At 62.2% G+C, this 15,653-nt stretch carries 8 protein-coding genes and 1 pseudogene; 3 read left to right on the plus strand and 6 right to left on the minus strand.

All coding sequences use genetic code 11. The annotated features are described in order from the left end of the window. Positions 1 to 152: 152 nt before the first annotated feature. The 3 genes and pseudogenes from U5A57_RS02410 to U5A57_RS02420 all read right to left on the minus strand — a co-directional run bounded on the left by U5A57_RS02410 (position 153) and on the right by U5A57_RS02420 (position 8,213). Complete coding sequence (locus U5A57_RS02410; protein WP_321907869.1) at positions 153 to 6,299, minus strand: YadA-like family protein; 6,147 nt, start codon at positions 6,297 to 6,299, stop codon at positions 153 to 155. Between the two features lie 15 nt (positions 6,300 to 6,314). Next, positions 6,315 to 6,887 (minus strand): annotated as a pseudogene (locus U5A57_RS41655) (ESPR domain-containing protein); the annotation flags it as partial. A gap of 600 nt (positions 6,888 to 7,487) precedes the next feature. Then, complete coding sequence (locus U5A57_RS02420; RefSeq protein WP_321907873.1) at positions 7,488 to 8,213, minus strand: OmpA family protein; 726 nt, start codon at positions 8,211 to 8,213, stop codon at positions 7,488 to 7,490. Between the two features lie 326 nt (positions 8,214 to 8,539). Between U5A57_RS02420 and U5A57_RS02425 the strand changes: the two genes are divergently transcribed. The 3 genes from U5A57_RS02425 (at position 8,540) to U5A57_RS02435 (ending at position 13,596) form a co-directional block, all read left to right on the plus strand. Next, complete coding sequence (locus U5A57_RS02425) at positions 8,540 to 9,688, plus strand: porin (protein WP_321908557.1); 1,149 nt, start codon at positions 8,540 to 8,542, stop codon at positions 9,686 to 9,688. Positions 9,689 to 10,412: 724 nt separating this feature from the next. After that, complete coding sequence (locus U5A57_RS02430; RefSeq protein WP_321907874.1) at positions 10,413 to 11,246, plus strand: DUF932 domain-containing protein; 834 nt, start codon at positions 10,413 to 10,415, stop codon at positions 11,244 to 11,246. A 124-nt stretch (positions 11,247 to 11,370) separates the two neighbouring features. Beyond that, entirely contained in the window at positions 11,371 to 13,596 is a 2,226-nt protein-coding gene (locus U5A57_RS02435) for a ParB/Srx family N-terminal domain-containing protein (RefSeq protein ID WP_321907875.1), read from the plus strand. A 30-nt stretch (positions 13,597 to 13,626) separates the two neighbouring features. On the opposite strand, the gene U5A57_RS02440 is transcribed toward U5A57_RS02435, so the two are convergent. From U5A57_RS02440 to U5A57_RS02450, 3 genes are read right to left on the minus strand one after another with little or no spacing between them, the layout of a single operon-like run. After that, entirely contained in the window at positions 13,627 to 14,361 is a 735-nt protein-coding gene (locus U5A57_RS02440; RefSeq protein ID WP_321907877.1) for a hypothetical protein, read from the minus strand. Then, positions 14,354 to 15,046, minus strand: a complete 693-nt coding sequence (locus U5A57_RS02445) for a protein mobD (protein ID WP_110856520.1) — start codon at positions 15,044 to 15,046, stop codon at positions 14,354 to 14,356. Before U5A57_RS02445 ends, U5A57_RS02440 begins: the two co-directional genes overlap by 8 nt. A gap of 10 nt (positions 15,047 to 15,056) precedes the next feature. Further along, complete coding sequence (locus U5A57_RS02450) at positions 15,057 to 15,518, minus strand: hypothetical protein (protein WP_321907880.1); 462 nt, start codon at positions 15,516 to 15,518, stop codon at positions 15,057 to 15,059. Between the last annotated feature and the right edge of the window lie 135 nt (positions 15,519 to 15,653).

Consider the following 15,653-nt stretch of genomic DNA (forward strand, 5'->3'; position numbering starts at 1 on the left):
CTCAAGCACCTCGTCGCAAGCCGGAATCAGAAGAAAAAAGCGGACTCTCTAAGGAGTCCGCTTTGTGTTTACGCACCGCCCCGGTCATTGAACCGCCGGGGCGACGCGGCTAACGGATAAGGCTCAAAAGCACCGCTCCGTTTTCTGGCCACTTACCACTGGTACGACATGCCGGCGCCGACGGTGGTCCCGCCGCCTTCGCTGTATCCCGCACCCAGTTTCACCTTCAGATTCTGGGTGACGCGTGCCGATGCACCGAGCGCCGTCGCCTGGTAGCCCTTGTAGTTGGCCGTACCGACGCCAACCGCAATGGTCTTGCCCTGATCGACGTCCGGGATCATGGTGAGCGCCGTTGCCGCCGCCACACCGCCGTATGCGCCACGCTGCAGATTCGTCATGCCAGACTGGATATTGTTCATACCGGCCTGGAACTGTCCCATATTGACGGCATCCGTCGCGTTGACACCACTCGCCACGTTGGTAATACGTCGTTCGTTACCCGCCGAGCCCACGGACACGGTGTTGTCCTCGTTCGCCACCGAGTTCGCACCCAGAGCGACCGAGTTGTTGCCCGTGGCCGAAGCCTTGTCGCCGATTGCCGTCGAGTTCGCACCCGATGCCGTCGCGCCGCCGCCCGCCGCGATCGAGTTGCTGCCGGTCGCGGAAGCTGCTCCACTCGTCGTGTTGGTCGATACGTACTGGGAACCCGTGTCGCCGATGTTCTGGATCGCCTGGCCCAGGTTCGCGACTTGCTGGTTCGTCGCGTACAACTGCTCGCCCGTCACGGCGTCGGTGCTGGTCGCAGTCAGAGCCGCATCGGTCAGATTGGTCAACTTGACTGTGGAGGTCGAACTCGTACCGCCGAGCGTCACCTGATTGTGTGCCGACGAGTCGTACTGCACCGCATTGGCCACCGTACCGGCAATGTTGGTCACCGTATTCTCGATGCTGCTCACGCGTCCATCGAGGTTCGTGATCGCGCCGCCAACATTGTTGTAAGTGTTGCCGCCCACCGTGTACGTCGGCGCCGAAATCGAACCATCCGGATTCACCGTCGAGCCACCACCCAACGCGGAAGCCGTGCTCTGCGCAACGTTGTAGAGCTGACCGCCGTTCACGGCGTCACTACTGCCCGCCGCAACTGCGCCCGTTGCAACGTTGTGGATCGCGACCGGCGTGGTCGAGCCGACTCCGCCAAGCGTGATCGCACTCTTCGACGTATCGTCGTAGGCGACGAATGCGTTCGTCACGTTACCCGACGTATCGATGTTCGCGCCCATCGCTTCGAGCTGCGACAGGTTCACGGCGTCGTTGGCCGACGTGCCGTTCGCGACGTTGTGCAGCACGACCGGCGTCTTCGAGCCGACGCCGCCGAGTGTGACCGAACTCATCGACGTGTTGTCGTAGGCAACGAAGGCGTTCAGCACGTTACCCGAGGCATCGGTCTTCGCGCCCAGCGCATACAGCTGCGAGCCGTTCACCGCGTCGACGCTCGAAGCGCTCAGCGTCCCGTTCGCCACGTTTGTCAGCGCTACCGGCGTGGTCGAGCCTACACCGCCCAGCGTCAGCCTGGTATGCGTTGACGAGTCGTACATCACGGAGTCCACGGAACCGCCATCTGCGAGCGACGCAATTGCGTCCAGCGCCGAACCGACGTTGTTGTAGGTATGGCCATCGATCGAGTAACTCGGCACGCCGATCGTTCCGCTCTGGCTAACCGTTGCACCGCCACCCAGCGCACTGGCCGTGCTCGACGCCAGACCATAGAGTTGCGAGCCGTTCACGCCATCGGTGCTGGATGCGTTCACCGCACCCGCCTTGATGTTGTGCAGCGCCACCGGCGTACTCGAACCGACACCACCCAACGTCACCGATCCCATCGACGTGTCGTCGTAGGCAACGAACGCGTTAAGCACGTTGCCCGATGCATCGGTCTTCGCGCCCAGTGCATAGAGTTGCGAGCCGTTCACCGCGTCGACGCTCGATGCACTCAGCGTCCCGTTTGCCACGTTCGTCAGCGCAACCGGCGTGGTCGATCCTGCACCACCCAGCGTCACCTTGCCCATCGACGTATCGTCGTAGGCAACGAAGGCGTTGAGCACGTTGCCCGAGGCATCGGTCTTCGCACCCAGTGCGTACAGTTGCGAGCCGTTCACCGCGTCTACGCTCGATGCACTCAGCGTCCCGTTTGCCACGTTCGTCAGCGCAACCGGCGTGGTCGAGCCCGAGCCGCCCAGCGTGACCTTGCCCATCGACGTATCGTCGTAAGCAACGAAGGCGTTGAGCACGTTGCCCGAGGCATCGGTCTTCGCACCCAGTGCGTACAGCTGCGAGCCGTTCACCGCGTCGACGCTCGATGCGCTCAGCGCACCGTTCGCCACGTTCGTCAGCGCAACCGGCGTGGTCGAGCCCGAGCCGCCCAGCGTCAGCTTGTCGTGCGCCGACGAGTCATACACCACGCCGTCGACGGAACCCGAACGCGCCTCCGCATCCAACGCTTTCAGCGCCGTGCCCACATCGCTGTAGGTTGTGTTGTCAAGAACATAATTCGGCGTGCTGATCGAACCGTTCGGCGTCACCGAGGCGTTGCCACCCAGTGCCTGCGCTGTGCCCGACGCCAGACCATAGAGTTGCGAGCCGTTCACTCCATCGGTGCTGGATGCGGTCACCACACCCGCCTTGACGTTGTGCAGCGCCACCGGCGTGGTCGAGCCGACTGCACCCAACGTCAGCGAGTCATGCGCCGACGAGTCATACAGCACCGCATCGGCCACCTTGCCTGCCAGGTTCGTCACGGTGCCCGCGAGGTTCGAAACCGTCGTGTTCGTTGCATACAGCTGCGAGCCGTTCACCGCATCTACGCTTGATACGCTCAATGCACCATTTGCCACGTTCGTCAGCGCAACCGGCGTGGTCGAGCCTGCGCCGCCCAGCGTCACCTTGGCCATCGACGTATCGTCATAAGCAACGAAGGCGTTGAGCACGTTACCCGAGGCATCCGTCTTCGCACCGAGTGCATACAGTTGCGAGCCGTTCACCGCATCGACGCTCGACGCGCTCAGTGCGCCGTTTGCCACGTTGATCAGCGCCACCGGCGTAGTCGAGCCGACTCCGCCCAGGGTAAGCTTGTCGTGCAGCGACGAGTCATACACAACCGTGTCAGGAGACGGCGAGCCGCCACCATCATCGGCCGCCAAGGCCGAAATGGCCGAACCCACGTCCGAGTACGTCTTGCCTGCCACATCGTAGGCCGGAGCAGCGATCGAACCATCGGCATTCACGCTCGCGCCGCCGCCAAGCGCATTCGTCACGCCCTTGAGCTGCGAAACGTTCACGGCGTCCGTGTCCGCCTCGCCCGCTGCCATGTTCACGATGCGGCGCGTGTTCTGCCCGTTCTGGATCGTGTACGCGTTGCCGCTCGAGTCGTAAGCGACATACGAACCCGTTCCGTCGTTACCGACCGAAACCGTATTAGCCTGATTTGCGACCGAACCCGAACCCAGCGCAACGGCGTCGCTTGCCGACGTATACGCCTGCACGCCTACCGCTGTACCTGCCGTGCCCGTCGTATAGGCGTTCGAGCCGACTGCGATGGAGCCAGCGCCAGCGGCGCGCGCCACATCCGAAGGCGGCGTCGAGCCGGAACTGTTGCCCAGCCCCGAGACCTGCGAGTAATAGGCTGCAGTCTTGTACGTCGTGGTCAAACCAGTCGTATCGACGCCCGAACCCGACGGTGCCGCACCCAGCAGCGACGCTCGCATCATTTGCACGCCGCTGGCACCGGTTTGCGAGCTGTTCATGATGTCGTACACCTGGCCAACGTTCGCGGCATCCGTATCCTGGATACCATTGGCCACGTTGCTGATGACCGTGCCAGCCGGCAAATGACCATCCTGGCGATTGCCGTCGACAAAGTAGGCGCTGTTGCCCGTGCCTGGGTCCAGCGTGATCGTGGGCTTGCCCGACGCGATCGAGCCAGCATCGTACGTAACGGCCTTGTTGAGCACCGCCCCCGAACTGTCGAGGTTGAAGCCTGCCGAAGCCAGCTGCGCCACGTTCACGGCGTCGTTGTTGGCAAGGCCATTCGCAACGTTGTGGAGCGTGACCGGTGTGGTCGAGCCCACACCGCCCAGCGTCACCGAGTCATGCGTCGATGCATCGTACAGCACCGCATCGGCTACTTTACCCGCGAGATTCGTCACATCGCCTGCGATGTTAGTCACGGCGCCTGCGAGGTTCGAGACGTTCGTGTTCGTCGCATACAGCTGCGAGCCGTTCACCGCGTCGACGCTCGATGCGCTCAATGCACCGTTGGCGACGTTCGTCAGCGCAACCGGCGTGGTCGAACCCGCGCCGCCCAGCGTCAGCTTGTCGTGCGCCGACGAGTCATACGTCACCGCATCGGCTACCTTGCCTGCCAGGTTCGTCACGTCGCCAGCGATGTTCGTCACGGCGCCCGCGAGGTTCGAGACATTCGTGTTCGTCGCATACAGCTGCGAGCCGTTCACCGCGTCGACGCTCGATGCGCTCAATGCACCGTTGGCGACGTTCGTCAGCGCAACCGGCGTAGTCGAGCCCGCGCCGCCCAGCGTCAGCTTGTCGTGCGCCGACGAGTCGTACGTCACCGCATCGGCTACCTTGCCTGCCAGATTCGTCACATCGCCTGCGATGTTAGTCACGGTGCCTGCGAGGTTCGAAACATTCGTGTTCGTCGCGTACAGCTGCGAGCCGTTCACCGCGTCGATGCTCGATGCGCTCAATGCACCGTTGGCGACGTTCGTCAGCGCAACAGGCGTGGACGAACCCTTGCCGCCCAGCGTCACCGAGGCATGCGCCGACGAGTCGTACTTGACGGCATCGCTCGAGCTTGATTGCGCATCGTTATCGACAGCCTGCAACGCCGAACCCACATCGCTATAGGTGGAGCCATTGAGCACGTAGGCCGGAGCGGCAATCGAACCATCGGCATTCACGCTCGTTCCGCTACCCAGCGCATTCGTCACGCCCTTGAGCTGCGAAACGTTCACGGCGTCCGTGTCCGCTTCGCCCGCTGCCATGTTCACGATGCGGCGCGTGTTCTGCGCGTTCTGGATCGTGTACGCGTTGTTGCTCGAGTCGTAAGCGACATACGAACCCGTTCCGTCGCTACCGACCGAAACCGTATTAGCCTGATTTGCGACCGAACCCGAACCCAGCGCAACGGCGTCGCTTGCCGACGTATACGCCTGCACGCCTACCGCTGTACCTGCCGTGCCCGTCGTATAGGCGTTCGAGCCGACTGCGATGGAGCCAGCGCCAGCGGCGCGCGCCACATCCGAAGGCGCCGTCGAGCCGGAACTGTTGCCCAGGCCCGAGACCTGCGAGTAATAGGCTGCAGTCTTGTACGTCGTGGTCAAACCAGTCGTGTTGACGCCCGAACCCGAGGGCGCGGCACCGAGCAACCTTGCGCTCATCATCAGCTTCGGCGTCGCAGAGACCACGCCGCCACCGCCATCCTGCGCCTGCGCTACGATGTCGTAGACCTGTCCAACGTTAGCCGCGTCTGTATCCTGGATGCCATCTGCGACGTTGCTGAGGACCGTGCCTTCCGGCAGGCGACCCTGGCTGCGATCGCCATTCACGAAATACTGGCTGCTGCCTTGACCCGGATCGAGAACAATGTGCGCGTTCGCGGTGCCAGTGGTATTCGGCACGTAAAGAACCGCTGGATTGCTTACATGGCCGTTTGCGTCGGTGATGAAGCCACCGTACGTATAGCCGGCGGGACTCGATGCATTCTGCTGCGCACCCCAGCCGGCGGTGGTCAACGTGTTGTTGATCTTCGTGATCGAGTTATTGACGTTCGTGAGCGTCTGACTCACGCCGTACAGTTGTGCGCCGTTCACCGCGTCGGTGCTCGACGCGCTCAGCGCGCCGCTCGCCACGTTATGCAACGCCACTGCAGAGGTCGAACCCACACCACCCAACGTCACCGACGTATGTGCCGACGAGTCGTAAATCACAGCACCGAGAGCGCTGCCGCTGATTTGCGTGACCTCGCTGTACAGGTTCGAGATGTCCGACGTGTTCTGCGTAACCTTGGTGTTCGTAGCATAGAGCTCCGAACCATCCACCGCATCCGTGCTCGATGCTGTCACCCGGCCTGCGGCCACGTTTGTAATCGTGCGCTCGGCGCCTGCCGCACCCACGCTCACTGTGCCCGTCGGGCTCGTGCCGGCGTAGTTGTACGTCGTGCCGCCGATCACGCCGCTCGCTGTGGCCACCGCTACTGAAGTCGCTGCGCCGTTGCCCAGCGCCACCGAATTCGCCGTCGTCGACTTCGCTCCAGTGCCGATCGCGATCGAAGACGCACTAGAGGCCGTTGTCTGGCTTCCCAGCGATATTGAATTCGCGCCGCTAGCAACATTGAAGGCACCGCCCTTGCCAGTCGATGTTCCACCGATGGAAATCGCATTTTGCCCCGACGCCAGCGCAGCCCCGCCTACCGCGACAGAACCGCCACCCGTTGCGGACGCGGCAGCACCCAGCGCAACAGCCGATTCCTGGCTAGCAACTGTGCCATTGCCCAGCGCCATCGAATCCATTCCGGAAGCAAGCGTGGACCCGGAAAACGATCCCGAGTTTCCCATTGCGATCGCACCTGTGCCTGTGGCACGCGCGGCACCGCCAATGGCCTGTGCACCATTGCTCCCCGTTGCAACACCACCGTCCAATGAACCGGCCAAAGCCCCAGTTGCAGAACTGCTCAAGATCACCACCGCGACTGCACCGCGAACACTCGCTCCCTTTCTACGTGCCGCAGTATTCTCTTGAACCGCTACCCACGTCCCCGTGGACTCGTTCCAGACAGACCTATATGTTTTGTTCAATTTCTGTGTCCCGTTCAAAAATTCTTTAACGTGAATTCATTGCGCCGAAATCCACATCACGTACTGCCCCGCAATGCTCCATAACGGAAAAATCCAGCTTCGAAGGAGTTTCCGGCCATATCAAGCGAACGGAGAAAATCAGAGAATTTTTGATTCGGATATTTCAGAAATTTCCAGCAATCCCCATCATCCTGATACGGCACCCTCCACCTTATTCTTCATATAAATAGGAAGATTCAAGACGAGTCCGGAAATAAAGGGCTGCAACGTCAAATTGACAATTGCGACAGAAATTCACCCCATCATCGCGCTCGCTCGAGATTTTTGTTAATTTCTATAAATTACGAGGATGAATATAATTTGAAATTCACATGCGATTTATCCATGAATAATAATAATTTTCACTGGATGAAATCAGCATTCAACGCGATGGGCCATCGCACGCCGCCCGATTTACGGGTAGTCATGATCTCTCATGGAATTCTGCCTACAATATCTGCACGCTCAGTGGAATAACGCGCGAACGCGCTGGACCGCTGCCTTAGCGGCCCCAGCAATCTGGCGCACTCGTCCGCGTGAACGCGGACGAGCCGTGCACTCTGGTACTACGGATACGGCTTAGCGCGCGGTAACGCCACTCGTCTGAATCTCAACCCGGCGATTCTGCGCTCGGCCCTCTGCGGTGGCATTCGATGCAACTGGCTTCGAAGCACCATAGCCATGCACTTCATACTGACCAACACGCAGACCGTGTGAGTCCAGATAGTTGCGCACGGTTTGCGCGCGACGCAGCGAGAGGCGATCGTTATAGGCCTTCGAACCCACCGAGTCCGTATAGCCGCTAATCGCAACAGTGCCAATATTGATGCCGTCGCTGTCATGAACAAAGCGGTCGAGTTGCTCTTTGCCAGGCGGCAACAATTCCGCTTTGTTGAACGCGAAGTTGGCGTCAGCGTTCAGCGTAATCGTGCGCGGCTCGACCCGCGGCGGTGCCGGGGGCGGAGGCGGCATCTGTACGACGGGCTGCTGCTGAACTACCGGTTGCGGCGCCTGACAGATGAACGTGATTTCGCGCGGATCGTCTTCCGGCTTGAAGCCCGAAACAGCGCGATCCACCGACGAAACTCGCAGCGGCTCCTTGTTGCCGCAAATTTCGGTGACCTTGGCCATACAGGCCTTTGAACTTTCGAGCAAGCCAAGACACTGAACGCGCCAGGCTTGGGTGCCGTTTGCGAGTGTGACGACGTCGAGATTGTGGCGCGGACCCGAGGCAGTGGAGCAGCCGGTCACCGCTGCCGCAATCAGGGTAACCAACGCATAGGTGGAGAGATGTCGTAGTTTCATTGTCGATTTTGAGTTGTGAACGACGGAACGTGGCCCGGCGTGCGCCGAACTTGGTGCACGATACGAGACCCAATTTGCGCTCTCAACCAGACAATGACGGAACTCGCAACGCTCTAGTCAGCAATAACGACCCCGGTTTTTGTGAGCCTCGCGATTAGCGCTTGTCCCCGGTCAAGCACTATCGATACATCGCCATTGCGTTGCTCCCAACCTACATCGCGCCGCTTGTCAGCAGCTATATTCGCCTCGCTCATCAGTTCCGATCATTGCCGGTTACGGCTGACTGATTGGCGAAGCCTTATGGAAATGAAATCATGAAATTCAATCTGAAAAAAACACTGATTATTCTTGGCGTTGCGAGCACTTTCAGCGCAGCGGCACACGCACAAAGCAGCGTGACCCTGTACGGCTCGCTTGATGCAGGCCTGCTCTACGTGAACAACTGGGAAGGACACAGCAACTGGCTGGAACACAGTAGCACCCTGTCGAACACGTATTTCGGCCTCAAAGGCGTTGAAGACCTGGGCGGTGGCACCAAGGCAATCTTCAGGCTCGAAAGCGGATTTGACCTGACCAATGGCGGCTTCGCCGGTAACGGCCTGTTCAACCGTCAGGCTTATGTCGGTCTGCAGAACAACCAGTACGGGACGCTCACGCTCGGCCGCCAGTACGACTCCGTGGTCGACTATCTCTCGCCGCTCGCGCTGGCCGGCCAGGCCGGCGGTGTCAATGTCGCAGCGCACCCGCTGAACAACGACAACATCGGCGCCCAGTATTCGGTTGCCAATTCGGTCAAGTACGAGAGCGCGAACCACTCGGGCTTCCACTTCGGCGCCCTCTACGGCTTCAGTAACCAGGCAGGCGGCTTTGCCAACGGTCGCGCATGGAGCGTGGGCGCGGGCTATTCGAACGGCCCGCTCACGGTTGCGGCCGCCTACGACCAGTCGAACATCAATCCCAACGCTGCTGTCGCGAACCCGAGTCCGGCCGTTGCAGTGCTGCAGGATGCGAACCTGCAGCGCACGTTTGGCGTCGGCGCCAACTACGCGTTCGGGCCGGGTACGGTTGGTCTGCTCTGGACCCACACCATCCTGAACGGCGCGACCTTTGCCCCGCAAGATGGCGTCCCTGCGCTCAACGCTCACTTTGACAATATCGAGCTAAACGGCACCTACGGTCTCACGCCGGCGCTCGCGCTGGTGGGCGAATATACCTATACGTTCGGCAAGACATCGGGCGCCGGCACACAATCGAGCAGCCCGCGCTGGCACTCGGTCACGCTGGGCACCGACTACTCGCTCAGCAAGCGGACTGACCTGTACTTCGCTGGCGTCTACCAGCATGCGTCCGGTGACCTCTACAACGATGGCCAGGGCTTTGTCGTCGACAATTCGACCTCGATCGCCAATGCTCTCCCGCCCTCGTCGACACCGAACCAGGTGGGCGTGACTGCCGGGATCCGTCACCGCTTCTAAGACGATGTCAGGCAGGTGAGCCGCTGGTCGGCTCCCGCCTGAACGCCCTGCACCATCCTGCGCTCACGGACGCGTCTGCCACGATCTGTGGCGGCGCGCCCGTTCCCCTTTTCGCAGGTCCGACGAAGCAGTTGCGATGGATCACCTCCCGCGTCACTCGCTGGCAGTCCATAGCGGATACCAGTCATGCTCGCTTGAAAAATTAGCACCGGGCACCGGCTCTATTTCAGCCGGGCCTTTACGTCTCTCCAGACGTAACCTTCGACGTTTGCATGCCGCTTTCCCCACCGGACCCGACGCTGACGCGCCGTGACCGGGCTCTCGCGCTGCGCGTCGTGCCGCGTCCCCGCGTCACGCCCCTGCCCGGCATCAATCCCTGGCGCAACAATCAAACCCGCTCATCCTCCAGCCTTTCAGCCTCGCCCCTGCCCGGTCAACCCGAGGCCCGGCATGCATCCGGTTCCCAGGGTCCCGCCCTTGACCCGCGACCGTAGCCGATAGCGGACAGGCGTCAAGGGGCGAGGGACCGTGTTGCCCGCACCCCTCCCTCGCCTTTTTCCTTGACGCCTGCCCGCTATCGGCTCCTCAAGTCGCACGGGCGGGAACCCGGGAGCCTCGCGGCAGCAAAGCCAACCCCGAGTTCCACCGGGAGGTGTCCAGCCGCAACGGCAAATCACATCCCTTCGCCCGGTTCAGGTCCTCAACCTTGACTGTGGAGATTGCCATGCAACTCGCTTCTTCCTTCCGTTACGGCTCCCCGATGCTGCGCGCTGACTCGCCCCTGTCGGACGACCAGATTCGCCGCGTTGCCCCGTCCATCTTCGCGGATGGCAAGCACGAAAGCCGCTCCGAACGCTACACCTACATTCCGACCATCGACGTGCTACGCGGCCTGCGTAACGAGGGTTTCCAACCCTTCATGGTCTGCCAGACGCGCGTGCGGCACGACGACCGTCGCGAGTACACGAAACACATGCTTCGGCTTCGTCACGCCGACCAGATTACCGGCGAGGAAGCCAATGAAATCGTGCTGCTGAACTCGCACGATGGCACCAGCAGTTACCAGATGCTCGCGGGCATGCTGCGCTTCGTCTGCCAGAACGGCATGGTGGCGGGCGACAACGTCGCCGATATCCGCGTCCCGCATAAGGGCAACATTGTTCAGAACGTGATCAACGGTGCGTTCGACGTGCTCGACGGTTTTGACCTGATCTGCGAGCAGAAGGAAAGCATGCGCGCCGTCACGCTCGACCGCGACGAACAGCATGCGTTCGCCCGCTCCGCACTCGCGCTGCGCTATGACCCGACCGACACGGAGGCCCCGGCCCCGGTCACCGACAGCCAGTTACTCGCCCCGCGCCGCTTCGAGGATCGCCGCGACGACCTCTGGACCGTCTTTAACCGCGTACAGGAAAACCTCACCAAGGGCGGCTTGCATGGTCGCTCGCGCACGGGTCGCTCGATGTCCACCCGCCCCATCACCGGCATCGACCAGAACGTGAAGCTCAATCGCGCCCTCTGGATGCTCGCGGACGCCATGCGCCAGATGAAGGCGTAGCTACGAGAGGCGTAAGAAAACCACTTTTTCTCCTCATCCATCAGGATTCCTATACGGGTCGAGTCCTGATGGAATCCGATAGTCCCAGACCCGGAACCTTCTTTTCAACTCTCTGGAGTCAGCCATGCAAGCCCAATCCGAAACCATGACGGCGGACACTGCCGAGCCGGCTACCTTTCTCGAAACGCACTTCGGCAACGAGCAGCCTATCGTGACCGTGCCGTACTCCATCCTGCGGCCTTCGCCACTCAATGCGCGCACGAAACCCCTGTCCGGCATTCCCGGCCTTGCCTCCAATATCCGGGCCAAGGGTCTGCTGCAAAACCTCGTCGTCCATGAGATCAAGGGATCGCGCGGAAGGCAGCGCAAATATGGCGTGTGCGCCGGTCAGCGCCGCGAGGCCGCCCTCGACCTCCTCTTCGAACAGAAAGACATCGCCGCCGACTACCCAGTCCCCGTGCGAATCGTCAGCGAAGGCGAAGCCCTCGCCATTTCCCTGATCGAAAATACCGAGCGCGAAGGACTCGACCCGTTCGACGTGTTGCGCGCATACCGGATGCTGGCCGAGGAAGGGCGAAGCGTCGATTACATCGCCGCGCTCTTTTCCGCCTCGCCGCTCACGGTCAAACGGCGCATGAAGCTCGCCAATGTATCCCCAAAACTGTTGACCCTGTTGCGGGAGGACGCGATCACGCTCGACCAGCTTGCCGCACTCGCCCTCGCGGACAACCATGAAACGCAGGAACACATCTGGTTCGATGCGAACGATTGGCAGCGTCAGCCCAACTATCTGCGGCAGGCGATCACGCGGGCCGAAATCGACGCGAGCAGCAGCCGCCTTGTGCGCTTTATTGGCCTCCATACCTACGAAGCAGCAGGCGGGTATGTACGCCGGGACCTCTTCAGTGACGACGGGAATGCGGGCTACATTGCTGATGCCGCACTGCTGCAGCGGCTCGTCGCGCAGAAGCTCGACGCGGCTGCAGAAGAAGTGCGCGCCGAGGGTTGGGGTTGGACAGAAACCCGAGTCGAGTGTGACGTGCTGGAGCTTAACCGCTATGGCAAGCTGCGCCCCATCCAGCGCCCCTTTACGGACGACGAGCAGTGCGAGATGGCCGCACTCACCGCACAGCAGGATGAACTGGCCGGGAAGCTGGAGGCACTGTCCGAGGACGATGAAAATGCCTATGAGGAAGCCGACCGCCTTGATGCCGAAATCGGGCGGGTCAACGCCACGATCGTCGCACTCGAAAGCCGCGCCCTGGTGTGGGATGCACAGCAGATGGCAGAGGCGGGCGTGTTCGTGCTCATCGATCCACAGGGAAAACTGCTCATCGAGCGCGGTCTCGTGCGGCGCGAGAACAGTGCGGCACTGGACGCGGCGGGTGCAACTGTCACCGGCACGCCGCAGGCGGAAGCTGCGGACCCGGCAGACGGACCTGTTCCGAAGATCAAGCCGGTCCACAGCGCGAAACTCTGCCAGCGACTCACCGCGCACCGCACCGTCGCCATCCACGCCGAACTGGTCACGCAGCCCTCCGTCGCGCTTGCCGCCCTGTTGCGGCATCTCGTCCCACAGGCGCTGCCCGAGCACTACGGCTACACGTCCGCGCGCGACTATCTGGCGCTATCCGGCGACAACAATCACGACAACCTGCTGCGCGCGGCGGACGACCTGCCCACCAGCGTCGCCTGGAACGCGATTGAGGCACAACGCGCCCGATGGGTCGCCGAGTTGCCCGCGAAACGCGCCGACCTGCTGCCGTGGCTCACGAAACAGGATCCTGGCACGACGCTGCTCGATCTGCTCGCCTTCTGCACCGGCACCCTGCTCGACGGCATCGTGGGCGAGGAAAAACCACAGGCGATCAACGCGCTCGCGGGCGCGCTGAACCTGGACATGACCCGGTACTGGACGCCGACCCGTGCCACGTACTTCGATCATGTCAGTAAGGCGCGCGTTGGGGAAGTCGTGTCCGCAGCAGTTTCGCCAAAGGTTGCCGCCGACCTCGGGAAGATGAAGAAGGCCGACGCTGCTGCCGCAGCCGAACTGCGTCTGGCAAAGGTCGCGTGGCTCCCGGAAATCCTCACCGATACGGGAATCCCGATCGCGCAGTCATGGGAAACCCGCGACGACGAGGACGAAGACGCGGCGGAGGACGAACACAGCCCGGAACCCGGTAATGGTTCCAACGACGCGCAGGAGGACGACGAAGGTGCCGCCGAGCCCGGGAGCAATCACAATGGCATCAACCACACGGCTTGCGACGTGCCCGTGTCTCCCGCCACAGTCGGCACGCAGCCGCCGTGGCCCTTCCCGACCGCTACCGGCCTCGCGCACGCTTCATGATGGCCTCGCGTTCCTGAAAGGCAACAACAACTAAGTATGACCCGTGCGGGCAGACGGCAAACTGTCTGCCCGCACCATATGACTACCGGAGTAGCGGCCCGCCAGCCCACCCGCTGTCGCCGCAAGCAGAATCACGATCAACGCCCCGGCCACCAGTGCGCGGAACGCCTTCGTCATCCGTCGTGCGGCTATCTGCTCAACCTTCGCGGCTCGCGCCGCTGCCGCGCTCATTTCCCGTTCAAACAGAGCTACCGCTGCGTCGAGTTGCTGCCGGTGCTCGCGAGCCGCGGCGGCTACCGCGCCCACTACCCGGTTTCCCGCGATGCGCGCTATCCGGTCAGCCGCGCGCCCCGCCTGCGCAACCAACGCCTGTTCATTCAGTGCCGCGAGCGTCGCGCGATACCTCGCCTCGTGTTCAACGGTCATCCGTTCCGCGAGTTCTATGGTCACCTTGCAGCGCGCGAGCGCGTCGCGGTGCTGCGCCATCAACGCGTCCGTTGCCTCACGTGCCTCATCCCGCACTGCGTCCAGATTGCCCTTGCCTGCCTGCCGGATGCGCTCCGGCATCGCTTCGTAAAGCCGCGCATAGTATTCGAGCACCGCCAGCACCGACCACAGCGCATCGTTGTCGCGCAGATTCAGGGCCACCGACACCCGGCGCATGCGCAGCAGGCTCGCGTCGTCCGGCTTCTCGCCGGTCACGTCGTAAAAGAGCCGGGCGAGCGGATCGACAGGACGTCCGCGCCGCGCCCGCCGTTCAGGCATTGCCCGTCACCCCGGTGAACATCGTGTCATAGAGGGCCCGCCAGCGCAGCAGTTCCGCGCGCTGCCCAATGGGCAGCGACTCTGCCGCCTTGCGCACCGACAGGCGCTGACTGCGCAGATCGTCCGCCACGCGATCCGCGAGTTCCGGAAAGTCGAGCGACTTGCCCTTCGCCTCGACACTCTTGCGGATTTTCGAGTCCTGATACAGCACGAACCTGTCCGGCGCGCCGTAGTGGCCATTGCGCACAACATGTGTAATCGCCTCTGGAAACGTCTCCCCGAACTGGCGCAGCAGTTCCAGACTGTCGCGCTGCCGGTTGATCACCCAGAACACGACGAGCCGCCTGCCAAGCTCGCCCAGCGTGCTGGCCAGCGTCGCACCGTAGCGGGCGACGCCATCCTGGTTGCGGGCTGCCGTGCTGACCACCACAACTGCGTCGCGATGCTCGTCGCAGTAGTTCACGAAGTTGATCCAGCCGTCCGCCTCGTCCAGATCGAACGCGGCGCAATCAATCTCGCCCTGTACGGCCTTCATCACGTCAGGGTTTGACGTGTCGTTCTCAACCAGCACGGGTTTCACTCCGCGCCGCTGCAGATGATCGACCAGCGCGAGTGCAACAAGGCTCTTGCCAACACCGCCCTTGCCACCGCCCACAAGATAGATGGGATTGACTGTCGTATCCATCTCGACTCCTCTACAGATCGTCGGTGTCGGGCCGGATCGCAAATCCGAGTGCGCCCTGCACCGGCCCGGATTGCGGTCTGGCCTCTGTCTTTCCCCCATCCTTGCGAACATGCTTTGCCGGAGATGTCACATCCTGCGTGCGCGATTGCGCCGTGAACACCTTCTCAGCACCGGGCGCGCGTGCAGCTGGTGCTGGCCGCGCAACACCACCTGCGCTACCGCCTTTCCCGGTCGAGCGCAGTGCGTAGCGAATCGTCCCAGCCGTGATGTCGAGTCCTTGCTGCCGCGCCTGCTCCGCGATCTGCTCCAGCGTATAGCCCATCGCCTGCGCAGTCCGCACGCGCACACGCATGTCCTTCATCGCATCGCGCACCGTCACGCCACGTTCGGTATCCGGCTTCTCTGGCAGCGCATCGAGCGCGCGGGCAAACGCCTCCCATTGCGACTTCGTATAGACCTTCGCAACAGGCATGGTTACTCTCCTGAACATCGGCTACGCATTGCCGTGACATCATCGTGCGCAGCTCCTGAGCACGCGTCAACACGGTTTTTGCGCACGACTTGCTCATGCAGGAACAAACTGGCAGCGAAGGGAAAGTAGGAGAAC

The sequence above is a fragment of the Paraburkholderia sp. J11-2 genome (genome assembly GCF_905220185.1).
Taxonomy (GTDB): domain Bacteria; phylum Pseudomonadota; class Gammaproteobacteria; order Burkholderiales; family Burkholderiaceae; genus Paraburkholderia.